The 23,717-nt window shown below is 71.0% G+C and carries 23 protein-coding genes; 13 read left to right on the plus strand and 10 right to left on the minus strand.

Annotation, left to right across the window (positions count from 1 at the left end; all coding sequences use genetic code 11):
• The first annotated feature begins 146 nt into the window (after positions 1 to 146).
• Complete coding sequence (locus ACQ86M_RS12660; protein ID WP_431245710.1) at positions 147 to 734, plus strand: hypothetical protein; 588 nt, start codon at positions 147 to 149, stop codon at positions 732 to 734.
• A gap of 77 nt (positions 735 to 811) precedes the next feature.
• A complete protein-coding gene (locus ACQ86M_RS12665) occupies positions 812 to 1,234 on the plus strand; it encodes an adenylyltransferase/cytidyltransferase family protein (RefSeq protein ID WP_431219022.1) in 423 nt (140 codons plus the stop codon).
• Here ACQ86M_RS12665 and pip read toward each other — a convergent pair.
• Positions 1,223 to 2,248: a prolyl aminopeptidase gene (gene pip, locus ACQ86M_RS12670; RefSeq protein ID WP_431245711.1), complete on the minus strand. Its 1,026-nt coding sequence runs from the start codon at positions 2,246 to 2,248 to the stop codon at positions 1,223 to 1,225. The genes ACQ86M_RS12665 and pip overlap by 12 nt on opposite strands.
• Before the next feature lie 83 nt (positions 2,249 to 2,331).
• Entirely contained in the window at positions 2,332 to 3,219 is an 888-nt protein-coding gene (gene ypfJ, locus ACQ86M_RS12675; RefSeq protein WP_431245712.1) for a KPN_02809 family neutral zinc metallopeptidase, read from the minus strand.
• Between the two features lie 99 nt (positions 3,220 to 3,318).
• On the opposite strand from ypfJ, the gene ACQ86M_RS12680 reads away from it, so the two are divergent.
• A complete protein-coding gene (locus tag ACQ86M_RS12680) occupies positions 3,319 to 4,287 on the plus strand; it encodes a malate dehydrogenase (protein WP_431247886.1) in 969 nt (322 codons plus the stop codon).
• A 96-nt stretch (positions 4,288 to 4,383) separates the two neighbouring features.
• On the opposite strand, the gene ACQ86M_RS12685 is transcribed toward ACQ86M_RS12680, so the two are convergent.
• From ACQ86M_RS12685 to recQ, 3 genes are all read right to left on the minus strand, one after another.
• A complete protein-coding gene (locus ACQ86M_RS12685; protein WP_431245713.1) occupies positions 4,384 to 6,465 on the minus strand; it encodes an acyl-CoA dehydrogenase in 2,082 nt (693 codons plus the stop codon).
• A gap of 231 nt (positions 6,466 to 6,696) precedes the next feature.
• Positions 6,697 to 7,179, minus strand: a complete 483-nt coding sequence (locus ACQ86M_RS12690; protein ID WP_431219026.1) for a DapH/DapD/GlmU-related protein — start codon at positions 7,177 to 7,179, stop codon at positions 6,697 to 6,699.
• Positions 7,180 to 7,358: 179 nt separating this feature from the next.
• Positions 7,359 to 9,398, minus strand: a complete 2,040-nt coding sequence (recQ, locus tag ACQ86M_RS12695; protein WP_431245714.1) for a DNA helicase RecQ — start codon at positions 9,396 to 9,398, stop codon at positions 7,359 to 7,361.
• A gap of 96 nt (positions 9,399 to 9,494) precedes the next feature.
• Between recQ and ACQ86M_RS12700 the strand changes: the two genes are divergently transcribed.
• The 3 genes from ACQ86M_RS12700 to ACQ86M_RS12710 all read left to right on the plus strand — a co-directional run bounded on the left by ACQ86M_RS12700 (position 9,495) and on the right by ACQ86M_RS12710 (position 12,560).
• Complete coding sequence (locus ACQ86M_RS12700) at positions 9,495 to 10,058, plus strand: dihydrofolate reductase family protein (RefSeq protein WP_431245715.1); 564 nt, start codon at positions 9,495 to 9,497, stop codon at positions 10,056 to 10,058.
• The gene (locus tag ACQ86M_RS12705) at positions 10,058 to 10,921 is read left to right on the plus strand and encodes an EamA family transporter (protein WP_431245716.1); all 864 of its coding nucleotides are present in this window, start codon (positions 10,058 to 10,060) and stop codon (positions 10,919 to 10,921) included. The genes ACQ86M_RS12700 and ACQ86M_RS12705 overlap by 1 nt, the downstream gene beginning before the upstream one ends.
• A 70-nt stretch (positions 10,922 to 10,991) precedes the next feature.
• Positions 10,992 to 12,560, plus strand: a complete 1,569-nt coding sequence (locus ACQ86M_RS12710; protein WP_431245717.1) for an amino acid permease — start codon at positions 10,992 to 10,994, stop codon at positions 12,558 to 12,560.
• A gap of 75 nt (positions 12,561 to 12,635) precedes the next feature.
• Here ACQ86M_RS12710 and ACQ86M_RS12715 read toward each other — a convergent pair whose 3' ends face one another.
• Positions 12,636 to 13,100 carry a MarR family winged helix-turn-helix transcriptional regulator gene (locus ACQ86M_RS12715; protein ID WP_431245718.1) on the minus strand — a complete coding sequence of 155 codons (465 nt, stop codon included), beginning with the start codon at positions 13,098 to 13,100 and terminating at the stop codon, positions 12,636 to 12,638.
• The gene (locus tag ACQ86M_RS12720) at positions 13,084 to 14,826 is read right to left on the minus strand and encodes an MFS transporter (protein WP_431245719.1); all 1,743 of its coding nucleotides are present in this window, start codon (positions 14,824 to 14,826) and stop codon (positions 13,084 to 13,086) included. The genes ACQ86M_RS12715 and ACQ86M_RS12720 overlap by 17 nt, the downstream gene beginning before the upstream one ends.
• Before the next feature lie 174 nt (positions 14,827 to 15,000).
• Here ACQ86M_RS12720 and ACQ86M_RS12725 point away from each other — a divergent pair, with 174 nt between their 5' ends.
• The 5 genes from ACQ86M_RS12725 (at position 15,001) to ACQ86M_RS12745 (ending at position 18,970) form a co-directional block, all read left to right on the plus strand.
• A complete protein-coding gene (locus ACQ86M_RS12725; RefSeq protein WP_431245720.1) occupies positions 15,001 to 16,188 on the plus strand; it encodes a metallophosphoesterase family protein in 1,188 nt (395 codons plus the stop codon).
• A gap of 106 nt (positions 16,189 to 16,294) precedes the next feature.
• Positions 16,295 to 16,822: a hypothetical protein gene (locus ACQ86M_RS12730; protein WP_431245721.1), complete on the plus strand. Its 528-nt coding sequence runs from the start codon at positions 16,295 to 16,297 to the stop codon at positions 16,820 to 16,822.
• A complete protein-coding gene (locus tag ACQ86M_RS12735; RefSeq protein WP_431245722.1) occupies positions 16,819 to 17,217 on the plus strand; it encodes a VOC family protein in 399 nt (132 codons plus the stop codon). The genes ACQ86M_RS12730 and ACQ86M_RS12735 overlap by 4 nt, the downstream gene beginning before the upstream one ends.
• 26 nt (positions 17,218 to 17,243) lie before the next feature.
• Positions 17,244 to 18,233, plus strand: coding sequence for an NADP-dependent oxidoreductase (locus ACQ86M_RS12740; protein WP_431245723.1), 990 nt, complete (start codon positions 17,244 to 17,246; stop codon positions 18,231 to 18,233).
• Positions 18,234 to 18,259: 26 nt separating this feature from the next.
• Positions 18,260 to 18,970 (plus strand): alpha/beta hydrolase, encoded by a 711-nt coding sequence (locus ACQ86M_RS12745; protein ID WP_431245724.1) that lies wholly within the window; start codon positions 18,260 to 18,262, stop codon positions 18,968 to 18,970.
• On the opposite strand, the gene ACQ86M_RS12750 is transcribed toward ACQ86M_RS12745, so the two are convergent.
• Together ACQ86M_RS12750 and ACQ86M_RS12755 are read right to left on the minus strand one after the other, a co-directional pair.
• Complete coding sequence (locus ACQ86M_RS12750) at positions 18,942 to 19,733, minus strand: MBL fold metallo-hydrolase (protein ID WP_431245725.1); 792 nt, start codon at positions 19,731 to 19,733, stop codon at positions 18,942 to 18,944. The two genes, ACQ86M_RS12745 and ACQ86M_RS12750, sit on opposite strands and share 29 nt — an antisense overlap.
• A 118-nt stretch (positions 19,734 to 19,851) precedes the next feature.
• Positions 19,852 to 20,517 carry a fasciclin domain-containing protein gene (locus tag ACQ86M_RS12755; RefSeq protein ID WP_431245726.1) on the minus strand — a complete coding sequence of 222 codons (666 nt, stop codon included), beginning with the start codon at positions 20,515 to 20,517 and terminating at the stop codon, positions 19,852 to 19,854.
• Positions 20,518 to 20,645: 128 nt separating this feature from the next.
• Between ACQ86M_RS12755 and ACQ86M_RS12760 the strand changes: the two genes are divergently transcribed.
• Together ACQ86M_RS12760 and ACQ86M_RS12765 are read left to right on the plus strand one after the other, a co-directional pair.
• On the plus strand, positions 20,646 to 22,208 hold the full coding sequence (locus ACQ86M_RS12760) for a molybdopterin-dependent oxidoreductase (protein WP_431245727.1): 1,563 nt from the start codon (positions 20,646 to 20,648) through the stop codon (positions 22,206 to 22,208).
• Between the two features lie 56 nt (positions 22,209 to 22,264).
• A complete protein-coding gene (locus tag ACQ86M_RS12765) occupies positions 22,265 to 22,924 on the plus strand; it encodes a DedA family protein (RefSeq protein WP_431245728.1) in 660 nt (219 codons plus the stop codon).
• Positions 22,925 to 23,051: 127 nt separating this feature from the next.
• Here ACQ86M_RS12765 and ACQ86M_RS12770 read toward each other — a convergent pair whose 3' ends face one another.
• A complete protein-coding gene (locus tag ACQ86M_RS12770; RefSeq protein ID WP_431245729.1) occupies positions 23,052 to 23,630 on the minus strand; it encodes a TetR family transcriptional regulator in 579 nt (192 codons plus the stop codon).
• Positions 23,631 to 23,717 lie beyond the last annotated feature (87 nt).

Raw genomic sequence — 23,717 nt, forward strand, 5'->3', positions numbered from 1 at the left:
ATTCGGCGGCGTGGCGAACAAATTCGCTGAGTTTACCTCATCTACCTGTTATTAGGGAGGGCGAGATGACCCCCCATTCGGGTGGCCCAGCGCCCGGGCGCGGTGGCCGCGGACGAACCATGTGAGGTTTCCGGGAGAATGGCTGCATGCCCGATTCCGGCCCGTTCCGCATCCTCACCGTCTGCACCGGGAACATCTGCCGTTCCCCCGCGATGGAGTTCCTGATGGCGCACGCGCTGGCCGGTGACGACCGCTTCGAGGTGTCCTCGGCCGGCACCCACGCCGAGCGCGGCTGGCCGGTCAATCCCCCCATGGACCGCCTGCTGGAGGACCGGGGGATCGACGTGGCCGGATTCGCCGCACGCCAGGCGGATACTGGGAAGTTGGCCGCTTCCGACCTCATCCTGACCGCCACGCAGCAGCACCTCGGCTGGGTCACCGAGCACGAGCCGCGCGTGGTCCGCCGCACCTTCACGATGACCGAGTTCGCGGATGCCGCGGCCGGCGCACCCGGCGGGCTGGCACCCCGAGAGCTCGTGGCGTGGGCGGCGGCGCACCGCCCGGCGCTCCGCGTGCGCTCCCTCGGAGCACCGACGCGGCGCGGTTACGACGAGGGCGACATCCTCGATCCGTACGGCCGGGGCGATGCGGCATATCGCGCCGCGATCGGCCAGATCGATCCGCTCGTGCAGCGCATCGCCCCCCTTCTATTGGGGGCGTCGCGGGAGGCGTGATCCCGGATACCCGCGGGTGACAAATTCTCACTATTCCGACAGAATGGTGAGGAAGTCTCAACCCGAGGGGGAAACACGTGACCCGACGCGTCGGCTACGCCGCGGGGGCGTTCGATCTGTTCCACATCGGACACCTCAACATCCTGAAGCACGCCAAGAGCCAGTGCGACTACCTGATCGCCGGGGTCGTCTCCGACGAGATGCTCGAACTGACCAAGGGCATCACGCCGGTTGTCCCCCTCGCGGAGCGGCTCGAGATCGTCCGCAGCATCGCCTGGGTGGATGAGGCGGTCGCCGAAACGGTCCCCGACAAGCTCGACATGTGGCGCGAGCTGCGGTTCGACGTCTTCTTCAAAGGCGACGACTGGCGCGGCACCGAGAAGGGGATGCGGCTGGAGCGCGAGTTCGCCGCGGTCGGTGTCGAGGTGGTGTACTTCCCGTACACGATGACCACGTCGTCGACGCAGCTGCGCCAGGCGCTCGCGGCACTAGCCGGCTGAGCCCTCGGCGTCTTCGGCCGGCTCTCCGGCGGGCTCCTCCGCCGGCTCGTCCGGGCGCTCCTCCGCGAAGCGGTCGGTCGCCTCGATCAGCGCGTCCAGGATGCCCGGCTCGTCGAACGCGTGCCCCGCATCCGGGATCATCCGCAGTTCGGCCTCCGGCAGCGCGCGGTGCAGGTCCCACGCCGTCATCGGCGGCGTGCACACGTCGTAGCGTCCCTGCACGATCACGGTCGGGATGCCCTCAAGCTTCGTCGCGTCGCGGATCAGCTGGCCCTCCTCGAACCAGCCGCCGTTGACGAAGAAGTGGTTCTCGATGCGCGCGAAGGCGACGGCGTAGGCGTCCTGGGTGAACGACTCCACGAGCTCCGGCCGCGGCAGCAGCGTGATGGTCGACGACTCCCAGCGCGACCAGGCGACCGCCGCCGGCACGTGCACCGTCGGATCCGGGTCGGACAGCAGCCGGCTGTACGCGCGCATCAGCCGCGACCGCTCGCCCGCGGGGACCGGCTCGAGGAACCCCTCCCACAGGTCCGGGAACAGCGCCGCCGCGCCGCCCTCATAGAACCAGTCGAGCTCCTGTGCCCGCAGGGTGAAGATCCCGCGCAGCACCAATTCGGTGACCCGCTCCGGATGCGTCTCCGCGTAGGCCAGCGCCAGGGTGCTGCCCCACGACCCGCCGAACACCTGCCAGCGCTCCACTCCGAGGTGCTCGCGGAGCCGCTCGAGGTCGTCCACCAGGTGCCAGGTCGTATTGACGGCGAGGTCCGCCTCCGGCTCGCTGGCGTGCGGAAGGCTGCGGCCGCACATCCGCTGGTCGAATAAGACGATGCGATACCGCTCGGGGTCGAACAGCCGGCGATGCGCGGGAGTCGTCCCGCCGCCCGGGCCGCCGTGCAGGAACACCACCGGCTTGCCCTCCGGGTTGCCGCTGACCTCCCAGTAGAGCTGCTGGCCGTCGCCGACGTCCAGCATCCCGGTGTCGTAGGGCTCGATCTCGGGGTACAGGCTGCGCATGGGTCGAGGCTATCGGCCGCCGGGGGTCAGGCCGGGCCACCGCGCTCGATCGACGTTCGCAGGGCGAGCCCCGCGCGACGCCGTTACAGCCGGGCGCCCGGAACCGAGAACGTGTCGCAGGCGGCCGCGCCCTGGCGGTACCCCGTCGTGAACCAGCGCTGCCGTTCCTCCGACGAGCCGTGCGTCCACCCCTCGGGGTTCACACGGCCGGTCGACGCTTTCTGGATGCGGTCGTCACCGACGGCCGCGGCGGCGCTCAGCGCATCGGCGATCTGCGCGTCGGTGATCGGCTCGAGGAACGTGCGGCCGTTCTCGTCCTTCGTGGTGGATGCGGCGCCCACCCAGCTGCCCGCGAAGCAGTCCGCCTGCAGCTCGGTGCGGACGCTGTCCGACGCCGGGCCGGTCTCGCGGCTGGTGTGCTGCTCCGAGATGCCGGCGATGTTCTGGATATGGTGCCCCCACTCGTGCGCCACCACGTACATCTCGGCGAGCGGACCGCCGCTCGAGCCGAACCGCGACCGCAGCTCGTCGTAGAAGCCGGTGTCGACGTACAGAGTGCGGTCGGGCGGGCAGTAGAACGGGCCGACCGCGCTCGTCGCGCCGCCGCATCCGGTGTTCGTCTGGTCGGTGAAGAGCACGAACTGGGGCGACGCGTAGGAGGCGCCCAGCTGCGGGGCCTCCTGCGCCCAGTAGGTGTCGAGCGAGGCGGCCGCACCCTGCATCCGGCAGTCGATGCTCGCGTTGGCCTCCGCGCCGGTCGAGCAGCTGACGGCCTGGTCGCCGGTTCCGATCTGCTGCGTCCCGCCGCTCGCACCGCCACCGACGATGCCGCTCAGGTCGACCCCGAAGAGCTGCGAGATGAGGAACACGGCGATCGCGCCGAGGCCCACGCCTCCGGCGGCGATCCCGGTCGTGCGGCCCCGGCGGCTGACCTTGCCGCCGCTGATGTCGGCATTCGGATCGAACGTCATGGCCACAACGTACGCCGAGGGACCGCAACGGAGACGGGGGTTGCGCAACGGCCGATCGCTCGGTCTAGGCTCGGCAGCGTGAGCGACGCATCCTCCCCCGTGACCGTCACCGTGACCGGGGCGGGCGGCCAGATCGGCTACGCGCTGCTGTTCCGCATCGCCTCCGGTCAGCTGCTCGGACGGCACACTCCCGTGCGGCTGCGGCTGCTCGAGATCCCGGCCGGCGTGCGCTCCGCCGAGGGCATGGCGCTGGAGCTCGAGGACGGCGCGTACCCACTCCTGCACTCCGTCGACGTGACCGACGACCCGCGCGTCGCCTTCGACGGCGCCAATGTCGCCCTGCTCGTCGGTGCACGGCCGCGCGGCCCCGGGATGGAACGCAGCGACCTCCTGGAGGCGAACGGCGGCATCTTCGGTCCGCAGGGCGAGGCGATCAACGCGGTCGCCGCCTCCGACGTGCGCGTGCTCGTCGTCGGCAACCCGGCCAACACGAACGCGCTGATCGCCGCTGCGCACGCGCCGGACGTGCCGCGCGAGCGCTTCACGGCGATGACTCGGCTCGACCACAACCGCGCCGTCGCGCAGTTGGCGCGGCACCTGCACGTGCCGGTGCGATCCGTCGATGGCGTGATCGTGTGGGGCAACCACTCGGCGAGCCAGTATCCCGACATCTCGCACGCGACCGTGGACGGGCGCCCCGCGACGGACCTCGTGGACGAGCGCTGGCTCGCCGACGAGTACATCCCGCGCGTGGCCAAGCGCGGCGCCGAGATCATCGAGGTGCGCGGGTCGTCGTCGGCCGCGTCGGCGGCGAGCGCGGCGATCGACCACATGCACGACTGGGTGAACGGCACGGGCGACCGCTGGACGAGCGCGGGCGTGGTGTCCGACGGGTCCTACGGCGTGCCGGAGGGGCTGATCTCGTCGTTCCCGGTGCGGTCGGTGGACGGCGAGTGGCGGATCGTGCCGGGCCTCGCGATCGATGGGTTCTCGCGCTCCCGCATCGACGCGTCGGTGGCGGAGCTCGTCGCCGAGCGCGACGCCGTCCGAGCCCTCGGCCTCCTCTAGGGGCCTCCTCCGACGCCTCACCGCGGGCTGAGATTTGTGCCAAATTCCGGTTATGGCGTCGCCTTTACCGAGATTTGGCACAAATCGTCAGAGGGGTCAGCGCTTCTTCTGCGACTTCTCCGGGGTCGGGAGCGTGCCGGCGGCACGGCGCTCGGCGTAGTACGCGCGGGCCTCGGACTGGCGCTCCGCCTCGGCGCCCGACGCGATCTTCGCCCGGATGAGCTCGGGACCGTACCCGAACGCATCCACCAGGTCGACGGCGTGCGGGCGGATGCGCGTGAGCAGCCGGTCGATGTAGGCGCTCACGGCCTGCGCCCGCTGCGGCGAGAGGCGGCCGTTCATCAGATACCAGGCCAGGTGCTTCTCGATCAGGCCGAAGCCGAACAGGTCGCGCAGCCAGGTGAGCACCTGCTTGGTGCCGGCGTCGGGAGCCTGCTCGAGCGCGTCCGTGAACGCCTCCCACTGCAGCAGCTCGCCGTGAGCGCGCGCCGCCTCGATAAGGTCGTTCTGCTGCGAGTTGAACAGGTCGGCCGCGGCCTTCTTGCCGAGCTTCGAGGCGGGACGGAGGCGGCCGGCGATCTGCGCGATCATCGTCTCGACGCGGGCGGTGAGCAGCTCGCGCTGAGTCGTCGGCTCCTGCAGCCAGTTGACCGCCCGCGCGGTCGAGCCGAAGTCGCGGACGGTCTGGGCGACGCTTCGCAGACCGGTGCCGTGGTACGCCTTGCCGGCCGCCTGTGTGACGACGTAGCGGGCCATCGCGCCCGCGTCCGCCTTGGCGAACTTGCGGCTGTAGTCGGTGAGCAGACGCTTCGCCACCAGCTGCAACAGCACGTTGTTGTCGCCCTCGAAGGTGACCCAGATGTCCAGGTCCTGTCGCAGCGAGGTGATGCGGTTCTCGGTGAGGAAACCGGCGCCGCCGCAGGCCTCCCGGGCCTCCTGCAGCGTGTCGAGCGCGTGCCAGGTGCTCAACGGCTTGAGCGCTGCGGCGATCGTCTCGAGGTCCTGCCGGTCGGCGTCCGTGTCGGTCTTGCCGCTGAACACGTCGTCGAACTTCTTGAGGAACACCTCGTGCGCGAACCCGGCGGCGTAGGTGGTGGCCAGTCGCGGGAGCAGGCGGCGCTGGTGACGCTGGTAGTCGAGGATGACCTCCTCGTCGGTGTCGCTGCCCGCGGTGAACTGGCGGCGCTGGTCGGCATAGGTGATCGCGATCTTCAGGCCGATCTTCGCGGCGATCACCGCGGAGCCGTCGAGCGAGACGCGCCCCTGCACGAGGGTGCCGAGCATCGTGAAGAAGCGGCGGCCGGGGCTCGCGATCGGCGACGTGTAGGTGCCGTCCTCCGCCACATCCCCGTAGCGGTTCAGCAGGTCGGTGCGCGGGATGCGCACGCCGGTGAAGTGCAGCCGGCCGTTGTCGATGCCGTTGAGGCCGCCCTTCTGACCGTCGTCCTCGCCGCCGATGCCGGGCAGGAAGTCGCCGTTCGCGTCTCGGATGGGGACGTAGAAGGCGTGCACGCCGTGGTTCACGTTCTTCGTGATCAGCTGGGCGAACACGACCGCCGCCTTGGCGTCCACCGCCGCGTTGCCGAGGTAGTCCTTCCAGGCGCCGCGGAACGGGGTGTCGAGCACGAACTCCTGGGTCTCCGGGTCGTACGTCGCCGCGGTGGCGACGCTGGCGACGTCGGAGCCGTGCCCGGTCTCCGTCATCGCGAAGGCGCCGGGAACCTCCAGCGACATGATCGCGGGCAGGTACTTCTGGTGGTGCGGCTCGGTGCCGAGGTGCATCACAGCCGAGCCGAAGAGGCCCCACTGGACGCCGGACTTGATCTGGACGGACGGGTCCGCCGCGACGAGTTCCTCGAAGGCCGCGATGTTGCCGCCGTTGTCCTCGCCGCCGCCCACCGACTTCGGGAACGCGCGGTGCACCTGGCCGTTCTCGACCAGCAGCTTCAACTGCTCGAACACGCGCTTGCGATGATCGGCGACGGAGAGGCCCTCCTGCTTCTGCATCTCCGGGCGCGACGACAGCTGACGGGAGGCCAGCCGGGCCTCCGCCCACTCTCCCAGCAGCTGGCGGCCCAGCGCCTCGACGTCCACCCGGGGCGCAGCGCCCGCGGGCGCAGGATCGGGGACGGGTACAGCGGGGACCGTGCTGGGAACGCGTTCGGCAGTGTCGACCATGACCTCTCCTTCAGGAAAACCGTGGGATGCCGAAACGCTACGACTGGTGGCGCCTGCGGGGAAACCGTCGGTGCGCCAGCTACAAACGGGGCCGGGGAGGGGCGACGCCCCGTTTGTGGGAACCTCCAAATCGCACGTCGCCCGGCGTGACACCCTGCACAAGGAGCGGGGATGCGGAAGCGCCGCCCGGGAGGGGTCCCGGACGGCGCTTCGTGTGGTTGCGCTCGCGCCTCAGGCGGCGCGGCGCGGCGCCCGCGGTGTGCGCAGGTCGCGCTGCTGCGGACGCGGAGCGCGCAGCGGCGTCGTCAGGGCGGCCCGGGCGGCGGCAGCGCCCTTCAGCTCGATGACGGCGCCGGACGCGATCTGCGCGTCGCGCTCGATACGCGCGCCGTTGCCCACCATCGCGTTCTCGCCCAGCTTGGCCCCGCTGCCGATCTTGACGCCGGAGCCGACCACACATCCCGCGCCGACGTGGACGTTTGCGCCCACGAAGGAGCGGTCGCCGACCGTGGCTCCCTTGTCGATCCAGCTGCCCGCGCCGACGTACGCGTCGACGCCGACGCGTGCGTCCGCCTCCACGTAAGCCGTCGGCTCGATGTAGGCCGACTCGGCCACCCGCGCCGTCGGGGCGACGAGACCCCGGCCGTTCGCGTGACGCTTGTACTTGATGACGGCGCCGGTCTCGTCCTCGAGCTCCTCGATCATTCGTGCCATCTACTACTTCCTCCTTCGAGATCGCCGCAGTAATCGTTCAATGACATAACATAGGGCGGCCGGAAGGAATTCCCTGGTCGCCCCATTGAACGACGCACGGTACCCCGTCGCTGCCGCCGGCGGAAGGGGTAGGGCGGATGTGCGGGCACCCGTCAGGCACTGCCGTCGGTGTGCCCCCCTCAGGCGGAGGCGGACGCGACGACGGAGAGCAGGGCCTCGCCGTAGGCCTCACGCTTCTTCGCGCCGATGCCGGAGATGCCGTCGAGGTCGGCGAGCGATGCGGGGCGGGCGGCAGCCACCGCCCGCAGGGTCGCGTCGCCGAAGACGATGTAGGCCGGGACGCCCTGCTCGCGGGCCTGACCGGCGCGCCAGCTGCGGAGCGCTTCGAACAGCGGCTCATCGTGCGGGGCGAGGTCGGCGGAGGCGACGCTGCGGGAGGAGCGGGCTGCTCGTTCCGGGCGGTCGGGCTCGGTTCGGAGGATCACCTGGCGACCGCCAGACAGCACCTCGGCGCTCGCGGGCGTGATGGTCAGCACGCCGTACTCGCCCTCGGGCTTGAGGAGCTCCTGAGCGATCAGCTGCCGGGTCACCCCGCGCCACTGGCTCTCGCTGAGGTCGTCGCCGATGGACCAGGTGGACAGCCGGTCGTGCCCGTACTGCTCGACGCGCGCGGTCCGCTTGCCGCGCAGGATGTCGATCAGGTGGCTCGCGCCGAACCGCTGATTGCGCTCGCGTTTCAGTCTTACGACGGTGGACAGGAGCTTCTGGGCCGGGACCGTTCCGTCCCAGCTCTCCGGCGGGGTGAGGCAGGTGTCGCAGTTGCCGCACGGGCCCGACGCCTGCCCGAAGTAGGCGAGCAGGTTGATCCGGCGGCACTGCACCGTCTCGCAGAGGGCGAGCATCGCATCCAGGTGCTGGGTCAGCCGGCGCCGGTGCGCGAGGTCGCCCGGCGAGTCGTCGATCATGCGCCGCTGCTGCACGACGTCTTGCAGGCCGTACGCGAGCCACGCCGTGGACGGGAGGCCGTCGCGGCCCGCGCGACCGGTCTCCTGGTAGTACCCCTCGACGGATTTCGGCAGGTCGATGTGGGCGACGAACCGCACGTCGGGCTTGTCGATGCCCATGCCGAAGGCGATGGTCGCGACGACGATCACGCCCTCTTCGCGCAGGAACCGCGCCTGGGTCGCGGCGCGCTGCGACGCCTCCAGCCCGGCGTGATACGGCAGGGCGGTGAGGCCGCGTGACGAGAGGAACTCGGCCGTCTTCTCGACGGACGCCCGGGACAGCGCGTAGACGATTCCCGCGTCTCCCGGGTGCTCGCGGGTGATGAAGTCGAGGAGCTGCTTGCGCGGCTCGGCCTTCGGCACGATCCGGTACTGGATGTTGGGCCGGTCGAAGTCGGAGACGTAGTGCTCAGCGCCTTCGAGCTGCAGCCGCGTCGTGAGTTCGCGATGCGTCGCCTCGGTCGCCGTGGCGGTCAGGGCGATGCGCGGCACGCCCGGCCAGCGATCGGCGAGCTCGGACAGCGCGAGATAGTCGGGGCGGAAGTCGTGACCCCACTGCGACACGCAGTGCGCCTCGTCGATGGCGAACAGGGCGACAGTTCCCCGCTCGAGGAACCTCTTCGTCGACTCCGAGGACAGGCGTTCAGGAGCGACGTAGAGGATGTCGAGCTCGCCGCCCAGGTACGCGCGCTCGACCGCCGCGCGGGCGGCTGCATCTTGCGTCGAGTTCAGGAACGCCGCGCGCACGCCGACCGCGGTCAGCGCATCGACCTGGTCTTGCATGAGGGCGATCAGCGGCGAGACGACGACGCCGGTGCCCTCGCGGAGCAGCGACGGGATCTGGTAGCAGAGGCTCTTGCCGCCGCCGGTCGGCATGAGCACGACGGCGTCGCCGCCACCCGCCACCCGCTCGATGATGGCCTGCTGCTGCCCGCGGAACGCGTCGTAGCCGAACACCGTGCGCAGCGCATCCTGAGCCGACGCGAAACGGGGAGGGGCCGCCCGCACGACCGGCGGCGCGGGCCGCGTGGCCACCGCCGGACCGCCCGCCGAACCCCCTGCAGCGGCACCCGGACCCGCCCCCGAACCCGCCCCGGGGACCGCCGCGACCTCCCACGCCACCGCGGCGTACGGGTCGTCGAACTCGGGAGGCGGCTCCTCGTCGAGAGGAGGCGCATCCCTGTCGTCGGGGACCCAGCCGGAGGTGGAACTCATACGTCGATCGTAACGGGGGCCACCGACGGCTCCCCGGGCGCCGTCGGATCTGTGGAGAACCTTCCCGTCCACAGCCGCTCCGGTACGATCGTGCACATGCGCCGGCTCATCGTGACCGAGTTCATGACCCTCGACGGCGTCGTCGAGGCTCCCGGCGGCGAGCCCACGCATCCGCACTCCGGCTGGACCATCCCGTTCAGCACCGACGACCTGCGCGCCTTCAAGCTGCGCGAGGTGCTGGAGGCCGAATCGCTGCTGCTCGGACGGCGCACGTACGAGCAGTTCGCCGACGCCTGGCCGTCGCGCGAGGGCGAGCTGGCGGACGCGATGAACGCGCTGCCCAAGACGGTCGCGACCTCCCGCCCGTCCGAGCTGACCTGGAACGCCACCGCCCTCGAGAAGCCCGTGCGCGCCGGACTCGCGGCCCTGAAAGAGGGCGACGGCGGGCCGATCCTGGTGGCGGGCAGCGCATCCCTCGTCCGCTCCCTGCTGGTCTGGGGGATGGTCGACGAGCTCCGCCTGCTGACCTACCCCGTCCTCATTGGCGGCGGCCTGCGCATCTTCCCGGACGACCGCGAGAAGTGGACGTTCGAGCTCACCGCGCTCGACCGCTTCGAATCGGGAGCCGTCCTCCACACATACCGTCTGGCCGGCAGCTGATGCCGGCGGCAGCCCTCGGGCTGCTGAGCGCTCTCGTCTACGGTTCCGCCGACTTCTTCGGCGGGGTCGCAGCACGGCGTATCGGCCCGGTGCGCACCACGGCGGTCGGGGCCGTGAGTGGGCTCCTGCTCCTCGTGCTCTCCCTCCCGATCGCGGGAGGGACGTGGTCGCCCGCCGCCCTCGGCTGGGGCGCGCTCTCCGGCCTCGTCGGATCCGCGGCCGTCGGCCTGCTGTACGCCTGCCTCGCGATCGGGCCGATGAGCATCCTGTCGCCGCTGACCGCCCTGGTGTCCGCTCTCGTCCCGATGGCGTGGGGGCTCGTCGGAGGCGATCGGTTCGGCATCGTCGGCTCCGTCGCGCTCGGCCTCGCCCTCATCGCCGTGGTGCTCGTGGGGTTCGTGCCGGAGAAGGGAGCAGTGCGTCCGCGCGCGCGGGCGCTGCTCATGGCGGTCGGCGCGGGCGCGATGATCGGCGTGTTCCTCATCCTGCTCGACCAGACGCCCGCCGACTCTGGGATCGTGCCGCTGATCGCCAACCGGGCGGTCAACGGCGCCGTGATGTGGTCGGTCGTCGCGCTGCTGGTGCTGAGCCGCCGCCGCGGGGCACAGGATGGGCGCCTCCGCTTCACCCCGCGCGGTACGGGCATCGCCGCCGGCGCGGGCGCGCTCGACGCCTCCGCCAACCTGCTCATCCTGATCGGGCTGCGGCTCGGCGACCTCACCACGATGTCCGTGCTCGTCGCGCTCTACCCGGCCGGGACCATCCTGCTGGCCGCCGTCGTGCTGCGCGAGCGCGTGGCCCCGGTGCAGTGGGTCGGGCTGGTGCTCGCCGTCGCGGCCGCCGCCCTGCTCGCCCTCGACTGACGGCCGCCCGGGTGCGTCCGGCCCGCGCCTCGCGGGTACTCTGGGTCGCTGGACACGACGGAGGAGCACGATGACCACACCGCAGGATCCGGCCGACGGGCTGGAGAACCGTCGCGAGCACTTCGGTGACGTCAGCGAGGCGGTCCAGGATTTCGCGAGCGAGCAGGAGGGCTACCACAAGTCGCTCTCGTCGCGGCAGCTGCAGATGATCGCCATCGGCGGTGCGATCGGCACCGGCCTGTTCCTGGGAGCGGGCGGCCGGCTTCATGAGGGCGGTCCGCTGCTCGTGCTCGTATACGCGGTGTGCGGGTTCTTCGCGTTCCTCGTGTTGCGCGCGCTCGGCGAGCTGGTGCTGCACCGGCCGTCCTCGGGGTCGTTCGTGTCGTACGCCCGCGAGTTCTACGGCGAGAAGATGGCCTACGTCGCCGGGTGGATGTACTTCCTGAACTGGGCGATGACGGCGATCGTCGACTCCACCGCGGTGGCGCTCTACGTGAAGTACTGGAGCCTGTTCTCCTCCGTTCCCCAGTGGCTGCTGGCCCTGATCGCCCTGGTCGTGGTGGTCAGCCTCAACCTCATCTCGGTGAAGGTGTTCGGCGAGATGGAGTTCTGGTTCGCCCTGATCAAGGTCGGCGCGCTGGTCGCCTTCCTCATCGTCGGCATCGTCGTGCTGGCGGCCGGCTGGCCGACGGATGTGGGACCGACCGGCATCGCGATGCTCTCGCAGAACGGCTGGCTGCTGCCGAACGGCGTCGCGACGATCGGCATGGCGGTCGTGCTGGTGCAGGGCGTCGTGTTCGCGTACGCGGGCATCGAGCTGGTCGGCATCGCGGCCGGTGAGACGGCGAATCCGGAGAAGATCATGCCGCGCGCGATCAACAGCGTCGTGTTCCGCATCGCGGTGTTCTACTGCGGATCGATCCTGCTCCTCGCGCTGCTGCTGCCGGCCAGCGCGTACAGCGGCGACGAGAGCCCGTTCGTGACGTTCTTCAGCCACCTCGGCGGTCCGGAGCTGAGCGCCATCGTCGGCTCGATCATGAACTTCGTCGTGCTCACCGCCGCCCTCTCCAGCCTGAACGCCGGGATGTACTCCACCGGCCGCATCCTGCACTCCATGGCGCAGTCGGGCGCGGCCCCCGCCTTCACGGCCCGCATGAACCCGCGCGGCGTGCCGTACGGCGGCATCCTGCTGACCGCGGCGATCGGCGTGCTTGGCGTCTTCCTCAACCTGGTCGTGCCCGAGCAGGCATTCAATATCGTCCTGAACGTCGCCTCCCTCGGCATCGTCACCAGCTGGGGCATGATCGTGCTCTGCCAGATGCAGCTGCGCCGGTGGTCACTGCAGGGAAGGCTGCCGCGCCCGTCGTTCCGCCTGTTCGGCGCGCCGTTCACAGCTTGGCTGACGCTGGCGTTCCTGGTGGCGGTCGTCGTGCTGATGGCGTTCGACTACCCGACCGGGACGTGGACGGTCGCCTCGCTGGTGGTCATTATCCCGCTGCTCGTGCTCGGCTGGTACCTGCAGCGCTCGCGCATTCTGGCGATCGCGGCGGAGCGCCAGGGGTTCACCGGCGCGCACCCCGTCGTGGCGTCGCGTCCCGCGCGGCGTGCCGGTCGTGGCACCGGCGGCGCCGAACGGTGAGCGGATGCGCTAAATCGCGACGAGTGGTGAGCTGATGTCGCCACTCGACGAGGACGGCCGGCGCCCGCGGCGCCGCTAGGCGGCCGGCCCGACCTGCGCGGCCCGCTCCAGCGCGGGCAGGGCGGCGCGGATCGCGTCCACCTGGTCGGGGCTGAGCTCCGCGAGCACGTCCGCCACCGCGCGCGCCCGGTCGGATCGCGCCTCGAGCAGCACCTCCGTCCCCGCCTCCGTCCCCGAGACGAAGAGCGAGCGGCGGTCCTGCGGGTCGGGGGTCCGCTGCACCAGACCGCGGGCCTCCAGCTCGGCGACGACCCGCGTGATCGTGGGGGCGGCCGCCACCTCGATCGCGGCGAGTTCGCTCGGGCGCAGCGGTCCGCGCCGGACGATCGTCGACAGGGCCGAGAGCTGCCCGTGGCTGAGGCCCCCGGTGGACGAGCGGATGCGGCGGTTCAGCCGTCCGACGGCGAGGGCCAGGCGGCCGGCGACATCGTCGTCGCGTCCGTCCGTCGGCCACTGGTCAGCTTCATGCGCGGTGGGCACCGACTTCCTCGCCTTCCTCGGTGGCCTGCCGCTCGGGTGCGACGGCCTCCTCATGAAGATACTTGCCTCCGCCCAGGAACGACGCGACGGCGCCGATGACGCTCATCACCGCGGCGGCGAGGAAGACGACGACGAGTCCGTCGTGGAACGGGCCGGAGATCAGCTGCGGGAAGAACTCCTTTCCCGTCAGCGTGGCGCCGTCGACGTGCGGCGCGGTGAGGATGCCGGTCGGTCCGAGCAGACTCTGGATGGGGTTGTAGCCGAGGAAGGCCGCGAACAGCGACCCGACCGGCGGCGTGTTCCCGACCTGCGCGGCAACGTGGGAGGGCACGCCGTGCGACGTGAGCCCGTTGGTCAGGGCCGAGGGCAGCGCCACCGAGAGGCCGGCGATCATCAGCGAGAAGAAGATGCCGATCGAGAGGGAGCTTCCGGCGTTGAGGGCGACGCCCGCCATCCCGGATGCGGCCCCGCGCTCGTTCGCCGGCACGCTGTTCATGATCGCGGTGCGGTTCGGCGACGAGAACAGTCCCGAGCCGATGCCGTTGAGGCCGGTGAGCAGGGCGAACTGCCAGTACTCGAAGTTCACCGGGATGAGCAGGAGCCCGATGAAGGTCGCCGCGACGAGCAGCAGTCCGACCGTGACGAAGGCGCGCGACCCGAACCGGTCCGAGAGGGCGCCCGAGATCGGTCCTGCCACGAGGAAGCCGATCGTGATCGGCAGCATGTAGATGCCGGCCCAGAGCGGCGTGGACTCGTAGCTGTACCCGTGCAGCGGCAGCCAGATCCCCTGCAGCCAGATGATGAGCATGAACTGGAGCCCGCCGCGGCCGATGGCGGCGAGGAAGCCGGCGAAGATCCCGGACGAGAACGCGCGGATGCGGAACAGCCGCATGTCGAACATGGGCGCAGGCACCTTCCGCTCGACGACGACGAAGGCGGCGAGGAGCAGGATGCCGCCGACGATCGCCCCGAGCACCCATGGGTTGCCCCAGCCCTGGCTGGAGCCGCCGTACGGCTGGATGCCGTACGTGATGCCGGTGAGCAACGCGATCAGGCCGATGCCGAAGGTGGCGTTGCCGAGCCAGTCGATACGTCCGGGATTCTTCTGGCCGACCTCGTGCAGCGACTTGATGGACCAGATGGTGCCGACGACGCCGAACGGCACGGACACGAAGAACACGGCACGCCAGTCGATCTCGGCGAGCACGCCGCCGAGGATGAGACCGATGAAGCTGCCGGCGATCGCGGCCACCTGGTTGAGGCCGAGGGCGAAGCCGCGCTTGTTGGCCGGGAACGCGTCCGTGAGGATGGCCGTCGAGTTGGCGAAGAGCATTGCGCCGCCGACGCCCTGCACGAACCGCCAGACGATGAGCCACAGGGCGCCGGGCCCGGCGCTGAACGGGTCGAGGCACAGCGCGATGGCCGCCAGCGTGAAGATCACGAACCCGAGGTTGTAGATGCGCACGCGGCCGAACTGGTCGCCCATCCGCCCGAACATCACGACGAGCACGGCGGTGACGAGCATGTAGCCCATCAGCATCCAGAGCAGGTAGGAGACGTTGCCCGGCTCGAGCGGGTTCAGCTTCACGCCGGTGAAGATGGCGGGCAGGGAGATGATGACGATCGACGAGTTGATGGTCGCCATCAGCATGCCGAGGGTGGTGTTGGAGAGCGCCACCCAGCGGTAGTGCGGGTGGTCTTTGGTGAAGATGCCGGTGCGGGCCACGGGTGTCCTTCTCAGTTGTTTATATGCGTCAACTATATAACCTCTCCGAGACCCTGCGAGAATCCGCAGAGTCGGTTCACCCGCCGGTCGGCCACTGTTCACGCGGATGTGACCGGCCGCTCCCAGGCTTCCCCTGCACACCGCCCATCCGGCCGCACCCCAGGAGGCTCGCCCATGCGCTCGCGCACCCGCACACTCACCCTGATCGGCGCCGCCGCCGTCGTGGCGACCGTCCTCGGCGCCGGCGCAGCCATCGCCGCGCCGGCCATCGACAACGGCTGGCCGTACGCCTCGACCGCGAAGGCGGACGACGCGAAGACCTACACGCTCGCCGCGGTCGGCGACATCGCCTGCGAGCCGGACGACGAGGCCAACGCCGCCAATCCGTCCGTGCTGAAGTGCGGCAGCCCGAGCCTCGGCGGGTACGACGCGGAGTTCGCGACCGCCAAGCAGGCGACGGCGATGAAGCCGGATGCGGTGGCGCTCCTCGGCGACGAGCAGTACCAGGTCGGCAAGCTCAGCGACTTCGAGGAGTCGTTCGAGCAGGCGTGGGGCGGCCTCAAGTTCCTGGAGCGGCCGGCCCCGGGCAACCACGAGTACTACCCGTACACGAAGAAGGGCGACAAGGAGGCCGGCCAGAACGGCAACGGCTACTTCGCCTACTTCAACGGGCACGACAAGAGCGGAACGCCGAACGCGGCGGGCCAGGCGGGCGACGACACCGAGGCCGCCCAGGGCTGGTACTCGTACGATCTCGGCAAGTGGCACATCGTCTCGCTGAACGTCGAGTGCAACTCCCCTGCGTTCGGAAACGACTGCTCGACCACCGACGGCGGCCTCCTCGCGCAGGAGACGCAGTGGCTGGCGAACGACCTCCGGAACAACCAGCAGCAGTGCACCATCGCCTACTGCCACCAGCCGACGTTCAGCGCGACCACCGCATCCACCGCCACCGTCCCCGCCTCCGCGGCCGGCGCCGGCGGCCAGGAGGGCCAGGTCGCCGACGCCTGGTGGAAGCTGCTCTACGCGAACCACGCCACCCTCGTCCTCAACGGCCACGAGCACGCCTACGCCCGGCTGAAGCCGATGGATCCGACCGGCGCCTCCGACCCGGAGCACGGCATCCCGGAGTTCATCGTCGGCACCGGCGGTGAGGCCATCGACACGCTGGCCAAGAACGCCGACGGCAGCTTCGCGAACTCCAACGTCGTCACCGGCTACGACCAGGGCTTCGGCACGCTGAAGCTGACGCTGGGCCAGCACGGCTACGCGTACTCGTACACGCCCGCTCTGCCGGGTCCGGGCCTCGGGTCGGCGGCGCTCACCTACTCCGACTCGGGCACGGGCGCCTGCAAGGGCTGAGGCGCCGCCGCCTGTACAGCCGTACAGAACGGTAGGAATTCTCTTTTCTAGCCTGGCTAGGGATATGCTTTCCTCAACTCCGGGGCCGGAGACGAGGAGACGACCGATGACGGATACCGCGACGATCAACGAGCAGCTGCGTTCCCTGCTCGACGGCGAGCGCGGCCTCGCCGACCTGCTGCGCTCCGAGCCCGCCTGGTACCCGGTGCTGCTGCGTCAGCTGGAGCTCGCGATCGGCGACCAGAGGATCATCTACCTCGGCGCCGCGGTCGCAGCCGGTCTGTCCACCGTCACCCTCCGCGTCGGCGTCTTCACCGAGCACATCGTCGTGGCGAGCGAGGTCATCGACGACGGGACTCCCGGCGCCCAGGTGATCACGCGCGTCGAGAGCCGCACGGGCCTCCTGCGCTTCGAGCTGTCGGGCGGGACGGAGACGGACAACGCGGCCGAGTCGACGTGGTCGACCGGGTTCCGCATCCGCGCGTTCTACCAGTCGGGTCTGACGGTCACCGTCCCGGCGAACATCGTCGACACGGAGGCCAAGCGGGTATCGGTGCAGGCCGTCCTGGACGGCATCCGGTCCGACCTCACCGCCCGGCCCCCCGCCGAACGCTCCCTGGAGCAGGTGGAATGATCTCCTCGGCCGTCTACCTCGGCTACCGCGACGCCGGCAGGGCGATCGCGTGGCTGGAGGCGGTCGGCTTCGATGTGTTGCAGCGGCAGGACGGGCCCGACGACACGGTGGCCCACTGCGAGCTGCGCCTGGCGGACACGGTCGTCATGCTCTCCACGGACGTCGCGTCGGTCGAGCCGCCGCTCTACGGCTCGTCCACGGGCGTCGGGGTCTACCTCGTCACGCAGGACGTCGACGGGATGTTCGCCCGCGCGATCGAGGCCGGCGGCACCGTCGTGCTGCGGCCGGAGGACACCGGGTGGGGAACCCGTCGGGCGCGGGTGCTCGACCCCGGCGGCCGCGAGTGGAGCTTCGGATCGTACCGGCCGGGGGAGCAGTGGTCGGCGTCCGGCTGAGCGCCGGGCAGAGAGGAGCGAGGACGATGGCGAGAAGGTACGAAGAGACCATGGTGGTCGAGTACGACGCCGCCGGCGACGTGGATGTGCTGGAGCGACGCACCCGCCCGCTGCCGACGCCGGGCCCCGACGAGGTGCTGGTCGAGGTCATCGCGACGGGGATCAGCCACATCGACGGCTTCATCCGCACGGGGCGCGAGGAGGCCTGGGCGGACGAGCCGTTCCCCCGCCGCTCGGGCAGCGACTTCGCGGGAATCGTGGTGACCGGCGACGCGGCCGGTCGCTTCCGCCGGGGCGCCGACGTGATCGGCCATGTCCGGTCCGGAGCGCACGCCCAGTTCGTGGTCGTCCCGACCGCCGCCCTCGTCCCCAAGCCGCCGCACGTGCCGTGGGAGGTCGCGGGCGGCCTCTACCTCGCCGGGGTGACGGCCCTCGACATGCTCGACGACCTGCGGGTCGGACCCGGCGACACGCTCGTGGTGTCCGCGGCGGCAGGGGCCGTCGGCAGCATCGAGGCGCAGCTCGCCAAGCATCGCGGCGCGCGGGTGATCGGAACGTGCGGCGACCGCAACTTCGACTACCTGCGGCAGCTCGGGATCAAGCCCGTGCGGTACGGGGACGGCATCGAGGAGCGGATCCGCGAGCTCGCGCCAGGCGGGGTCACCTGCTACATCGACAACTTCGGCCAGGACGACCACGCCCTCGCCGCCCGGCTCGGCGTGCCCGCCGCGCGGTACCGGTCGAGCGCGGACCGGCGGGACACGGAGCTGCGCCTGCTCCAGGACGACCCCGAGTCCGTCGCGCACGGCACCGCCCAACTGGGACGCCTCGCGGAACTCGCGGAGGAGCGCGCGTTCACGCTGCTCATCTCCGGCTTCTACCCGCTCGACGAGATCGCGTACGCCTACGACGACCTCCAGAACCTGCACTCCCGCGGCAAGATCGTGCTGGGGACGCATCCCGTCACCACCTACCGCACGCTCAAGGCCCGGGACGTGCTGGAGGCCCGGGACTGAGCGCCGCAGCGCGCTGGCGCCATCGGGTGCGCTCGGCGGTGATCGCGGTGGCCGCCGTGCTGGCGCTCGTGGTGGTGGGCTTCCTTGCGTGGGCGTCCACCCCGATGATGGGCGAGCGGGATGCGGCTCTGAAGGCGTGGCGGGACCCGGCGGTCCGGATCCACGACGCGGGTGACGCCGTCGTCATGGAGCCGACCGGCACGCCGTCCGGCGACGGCTTGGTGTTCGTGCCCGGAGCGCTGGTGGACCCGTACGCCTACCTCTACAAGCTCTCCGGCGTCGTCGAGAAGACCGGGCTGACGGTGGTGATCACCAAGCCGACGCTGAACCTCGCGTTCTTCGATCAGCGCCCGCTGAGCACGTTCACCGCACATGCGCCCGGGGCCGAGCACTGGTACGTCGGCGGCCACTCCCTGGGCGGGGTGCGCGCCTGCCAGCTGGCCGGGAGCCCGGGCGTCGAGGGCCTCATCCTGTTCGGCTCGTATTGTGCGAACGACCTGAGCGATTCCGGCCTGCGCGTGCTGTCGATCGGCGGAAGCCGCGACGGGCTGAGCACTCCGGCGAAGATCGCGGACGCCCGGCACCTGCTCCCGGATGACGCACGGCTGGTGGAGATCGCGGGGATGAACCACGGGCAGTTCGGCGACTACGGCCACCAACCCGGCGACGGGCAGGCCACGATCGGCGACGGCGCCGCGCGGCAGCGTCTCACGGACGCGCTGACGGCGTTCCTCTGACGGGCGCCAGTTCCGGGAAGTGCGCCCCGACACCCGGGATGCCCTCGGCGCCCATCCGCGCCCACAGTGCGCGGCGGCTCTGCTCGGCGAGCGCCGCATCCACGTCGCCCATCGAGTGCCAGCCCGGTTCCTCCACCTGCTGCGGCACGGTGACCGCGTCGCCGAGCAGCAGCATCCGGTGCGCGCCGCGGCCGAGCTCGACCGCGAGGTGTCCCGGCGTGTGGCCCGGGGCGTGCACCGCACGGACGCCCCGCACGACGTCCGCGTCGGCGTCGAGCGGACGCAGCCGGTCCGTCCCCTCGAGGGAGCGGAAGCCGGCGCGGATGTGCGGCGCCATCTCGCCGGGTCCGTCGACGAAGTGGTCCCACTCCCCGGCACCGAACCACAGCCGCGCATGCGGGAACACGGGCCGGGCGTCGAGGTTGAACAGCCAGCCCACATGGTCCAGGTGGAAGTGGGTGATCACCACGTCCGTGACGTCCTCCGGCGCGACGCCCAGCGCGCGCAGACCGGTCGGCAGCTGGCCCCCGACCAGCATCATGCCGTCCGGCATCGGGTCGAGCGCCGGGCCGAGTCCGGCATCCACCAGCACGACTCCGCCGGGATGACGGATGAGGAAGCAGCCGATCGGGAGCCACGCCGCGCCGTCCCGGTCGAAGAGGTCGGGGCGCGCGTCGCCCGGAACGTCCGCTCCGAAGTAGGAGGGACGGGCGACGAACGCGCCGTCGGAGATCGCATCCACGCGCAGTTCGCCGAGCCGCATACCGGCAGCCTACGGCCCGGCGGCGGCGCCGATCGTATGCGCGAAGCGGCGCGACGCGCGAAGCGGCCGCGAAGCGAAAGGCTTCGCGGCCGCGCCGAGAGGGAGTGCTGCTCAGGCCTTACTTGGCCGGGGGCATCAGCACGCTGTCGATCAGGTACACCGTCGCGTTGGCGGTGTGCACGCCGCCGCAGATGACGTTGGCGTCGTTGACCTTGAGCGAGTCGCCCGAGCCGGAGACGGTGACGTCGGAGCCCTCGACGGTCTTGTGGGTTCCGACGATGTCCGTGGGCGACAGCTGGCCGGGGACGACGTGGTACGTCAGGACCGAGGTCAGCGTGGCCGCGCCGGCGTCCGTCTTCAGGGTGTCGATGGTCGCCGGGTCGATCTTCTTGAAGGCGTCGTCGACCGGCGCGAACACGGTGAACTCACCGCCGTTGAGGGTGTCCACCAGGTTCACCTTCGGGTTCAGCTTGCCGGAGACGGCCGCGACCAGGGTCGTCAGCAGCGGGTTGTTGCTGGCGGCGGTCGCCACAGGGTCCTGCGCCATGCCCTTGACAGAGCCGGAGCCGGACGGGACCTGCTTGGCGTAGGCGGCGCAGCCGGGGCCGACGAGGTCCGCGGCCGGGTCCATCGCGGCGGACGACTCCGAGGCGGAGGGGCTGGACGAGGACATCGACGAGCTGTTGTCGCTGGTCGAGGAGCCCGCGCCGGACGAGCAGGCGGTGAGGGCGAGGGCTGCGGCGGCCAGGAGGCCGGCCGCTGCGAGGCGTGCAGTGGATCGCATGGTTCTCTTCTCCTTCGAGGGATGATGCCGATCGTGAGGCCGCCGCTGTGACGGTCAACAGGGGTTCGGGGTGGTCGAGGAAACGGATTGGACCAATCCGTGAGGTCGTTCCGCGACGAAGATCCGGCGTGACTACGCAGACGTCGAGGAAGAGCAGAGCGGCCACCGCCGCGTGGGCGGCCCTCGCGGGCGCGGTGAGCGGAGGAGTGTTCCTCGCTGCCGCCGAGCTGGTCGCCCTGGTGACCGCACGGGACGCGGGGCCGATCCTGGCGGTCGGCTCGTTCGTGATCGACATCGTCCCGCGGTGGGCGAAGGAGCTCGCGATCGAGCTGTTCGGCTCGAACGACAAGCTGTTCCTCCTGTCGTCCCTCGGCATCGCGGTGCTGGTCGCTGCCGCGGCGGCCGGGATGCTGGAGCTCTGGCGCCGCCGCCTCGGCGCGGCGCTGTTCGCCCTCGCGGGCGTCGCCGCCGTCGTGGCGACCGTCACCCGCGCAGGCGCCGCGCCGCTCGCCTTCCTCCCCTCCGCCGTCGGAGCGGCGGCCGGCGCCGTGATGCTGACACTGCTCATCGGCCGGCTCCGCCGCTGGCGGCACGCGCGGACCGACGGCGGGCGGGAGGCGCGCGTCGACCGGCGACGGTTCCTGCTGCTCACCTCCCTCGCCGCGGCCGGGGCCGTCGTCGCCGGCGTCGGCTCGCGCCTCGGCTCCGCGGCCACCTCCTCCATCGCCGCTCTCCGTGCCGCGGTGAAGCTGCCGACGCCGCGCTCCCGGGTGCGCGTGCCCGACGGAGCCGACCTCGCCATCCCGGGGCTGTCGCCGCTGTTCACCCCGAACTCCGACTTCTACCGGGTGGACACGGCCCTCACCGTCCCCTCGATCGACCCGGCCGCCTGGCGCCTCACCGTCGACGGGATGATCGAGAAGCGCATCCAGCTGAGCTTCCAGGACCTGCTCGACCGCGGCCTCGACGAGTACGCCGTGACGCTGACCTGCGTCTCGAACGAGGTCGGCGGCAACCTCGTCGGCACCGCGCGGTGGCTCGGCATCCCGGTGCGCGATGTCCTGGCGCTGGCCCGGCCGCGCTCCGGCGCCGACATGGTCCTCTCCCGGAGCATGGACGGCTTCACCGCGAGCACCCCGCTCGACGCCCTCACCGACCCCGGCCGGGACGCGATCCTCGCGGTGGGGATGAACGGCGAGCCGCTGCCGCTCGAGCACGGGTTCCCGGTGCGGATGGTCGTGCCCGGGCTGTACGGGTACGTCTCGGCCACCAAGTGGCTGACCGAGTTGAAGGTCACCACCTTCGCCGCCGACCAGGCGTACTGGACGCCGCGCGGCTACAGCGCCAAGGCGCCGATCAAGCTCTCCAGCCGCATCGACACCCCGCGCGTGGACAAGCCGGTCACCGCCGGCAAGACGGTCATCGCGGGCGTCGCCTGGGCGCAGACCGTCGGCATCGGACTGGTCGAGGTGCAGATCGACGGCGGCGACTGGCAGGAGGCGAGGCTCTCCGCGCCGGTCAACGCCGACACCTGGGTGCAGTGGTCTCTCGACTGGGAGGCCGCAGCGGGCAGCCATACCCTGGCGGTCCGAGCGACGGACAAGGCGGGCCGGCTGCAGGAGCAGAGGCGCGCCCCGATCGCCCCGAACGGATCGACCGGCTGGCAGCAGACCTTCGTGCGCGTCGGCTGACGGGCGCACTCGCCGCATCCACGTCCCTCCCATCCCCGGCGGGTACCGTCGCACGCATGACGGGAACGACGCTCGCCGCCACCGCCCCCGAAGACCTCGGGGGGATCGCCGGCCTCGCCGCGCAGGTCATGGTCGCCCTCGGCGAGGTCGGCGTCGGCCTGTGCTCGCTCGCCGAGGTGGTGTTCCCGCCGATCCCGAGCGAGGTGATCCTGCCGTTCGCCGGCTTCCTCTCCTTCCAGGGATCGCTGAACGTGGTGCTGGTGCTGGTCGCCGCCACCCTCGGCGGCTTCGGCGGCGCCGTGCTCCTCTACATACTTGGGCGCCGGCTCGGCGAGGAGCGTGCCGTCCGTCTGCTCGCGCGCCTGCCTCTCGTCGACGAGGCGGACTTCCGCCGGTCGGCCGACTGGCTCCGCAGGCACGGGCGCGGAGCGGTGTTCTTCGGGCGCTTGGTGCCCCTCGTCCGGAGCCTGATCTCGCTTCCTGCCGGCGCGACCCGGATGCCGTTCGGCCGCTTCGCGCTGTTCACCCTGGCCGGCACGCTGCTGTGGAATGCGGTCCTGGTGGGGGCGGGCTACGCTCTCGGCACCCAGTACCACCTCGTCGAGCGCTACACGGAGTATCTCGACATCGTGATCTACGTTGTGGCGGCGCTGGTGGTCGGCGGTCTCGTGCTCCGCCGGATCAGCCGCGCGCGCAGGGAGCGCCGGTCCGAGTGATCCCGGAGACGGGGAACGCCCCGACTCCGAACGAGACGGGGCGCACTCCCCCGGATGACGGCGATGAGCCGTCCGTATCCCCGCTTAGAACATACGGACTCACCGGTTTTTAAGCAAATGCATGCTTTCAGGATGCGCGAAGCGCCGGCCGCAGGGCCGCCCAGAGCCGCTCCACGTCCCGCGGCAGGTCGGCGAGCGTCCCCATCTCGTTGGCGATCATGTACGCCCCGAAGAAGCCGTGGACCGCGACCGTCGCGATCGCGTGCGCGTCGACGCCGGTCTCGCCGCGGTCGTCCAGTTCCTGCTGCAGGAGGCCGCCGATGACGACGATCCATCGGTCGTACGGGCTCTCGTCTGGCGATGGCGGGAACACGGTCTGGGTGAGCCGCATGGCCGCGCGCACGCGCACATCGCGGACGAAGACCGCCGCGACCCGCCGGGTCACCTCCTCCGCCGCGGCCAGGCCCCGCAGCGACGCGGTGACCTCGCCGATGATCACGGGCCAGTTCGCGTACTTCTCAGCGACGAGGGCCGTCGCGATGTCGAGCTTCGAGCGGAAGTGGAAGTACACCGCGCCCTTCGTCGCACCGGTGCGCTCGACGATCCGCTCGAGGCGGGCGCCCTCATAACCGTGCTGATCGAACTCGGCCGCTGCCGCGTCGAGGATGGCGATCCGCGTGCGCTCGGCGCGTTCCTGTCTCGGCATCCCGCGTCGCCCGTCTTTCGTCTGGGGTGGTTCGTTCCGACGATAGCGCGGGCGGCGGGCGGCGCGGTGACCACCGGACAGCACGGA

The sequence above is a fragment of the Leifsonia xyli subsp. cynodontis genome, from assembly GCF_050632205.1.
GTDB lineage: Bacteria > Actinomycetota > Actinomycetes > Actinomycetales > Microbacteriaceae > Leifsonia > Leifsonia xyli_D.

Excerpts from the sequence above, each read along its gene's own strand:
- ACQ86M_RS12690 (WP_431219026.1), bottom strand. The coding sequence starts at position 7,179 with ATGGCACGAATGATCGAGGAGCTCGAGGACGAGACCGGCGCCGTCATC.
- ACQ86M_RS12660 (WP_431245710.1), top strand. The coding sequence starts at position 147 with ATGCCCGATTCCGGCCCGTTCCGCATCCTCACCGTCTGCACCGGGAAC.
- recQ (WP_431245714.1), bottom strand. The coding sequence starts at position 9,398 with ATGAGTTCCACCTCCGGCTGGGTCCCCGACGACAGGGATGCGCCTCCT.
- ACQ86M_RS12710 (WP_431245717.1), top strand. The coding sequence starts at position 10,992 with ATGACCACACCGCAGGATCCGGCCGACGGGCTGGAGAACCGTCGCGAG.
- ACQ86M_RS12765 (WP_431245728.1), top strand. The coding sequence starts at position 22,265 with ATGACGGGAACGACGCTCGCCGCCACCGCCCCCGAAGACCTCGGGGGG.
- ACQ86M_RS12725 (WP_431245720.1), top strand. The coding sequence starts at position 15,001 with ATGCGCTCGCGCACCCGCACACTCACCCTGATCGGCGCCGCCGCCGTC.
- ACQ86M_RS12685 (WP_431245713.1), bottom strand. The coding sequence starts at position 6,465 with ATGGTCGACACTGCCGAACGCGTTCCCAGCACGGTCCCCGCTGTACCC.
- ACQ86M_RS12770 (WP_431245729.1), bottom strand. The coding sequence starts at position 23,630 with ATGCCGAGACAGGAACGCGCCGAGCGCACGCGGATCGCCATCCTCGAC.
- ACQ86M_RS12705 (WP_431245716.1), top strand. The coding sequence starts at position 10,058 with ATGCCGGCGGCAGCCCTCGGGCTGCTGAGCGCTCTCGTCTACGGTTCC.
- ACQ86M_RS12755 (WP_431245726.1), bottom strand. The coding sequence starts at position 20,517 with ATGCGATCCACTGCACGCCTCGCAGCGGCCGGCCTCCTGGCCGCCGCA.
- ACQ86M_RS12740 (WP_431245723.1), top strand. The coding sequence starts at position 17,244 with ATGGCGAGAAGGTACGAAGAGACCATGGTGGTCGAGTACGACGCCGCC.
- pip (WP_431245711.1), bottom strand. The coding sequence starts at position 2,248 with ATGCGCAGCCTGTACCCCGAGATCGAGCCCTACGACACCGGGATGCTG.
- ACQ86M_RS12730 (WP_431245721.1), top strand. The coding sequence starts at position 16,295 with ATGACGGATACCGCGACGATCAACGAGCAGCTGCGTTCCCTGCTCGAC.
- ACQ86M_RS12735 (WP_431245722.1), top strand. The coding sequence starts at position 16,819 with ATGATCTCCTCGGCCGTCTACCTCGGCTACCGCGACGCCGGCAGGGCG.
- ACQ86M_RS12750 (WP_431245725.1), bottom strand. The coding sequence starts at position 19,733 with ATGCGGCTCGGCGAACTGCGCGTGGATGCGATCTCCGACGGCGCGTTC.
- ypfJ (WP_431245712.1), bottom strand. The coding sequence starts at position 3,219 with ATGACGTTCGATCCGAATGCCGACATCAGCGGCGGCAAGGTCAGCCGC.
- ACQ86M_RS12700 (WP_431245715.1), top strand. The coding sequence starts at position 9,495 with ATGCGCCGGCTCATCGTGACCGAGTTCATGACCCTCGACGGCGTCGTC.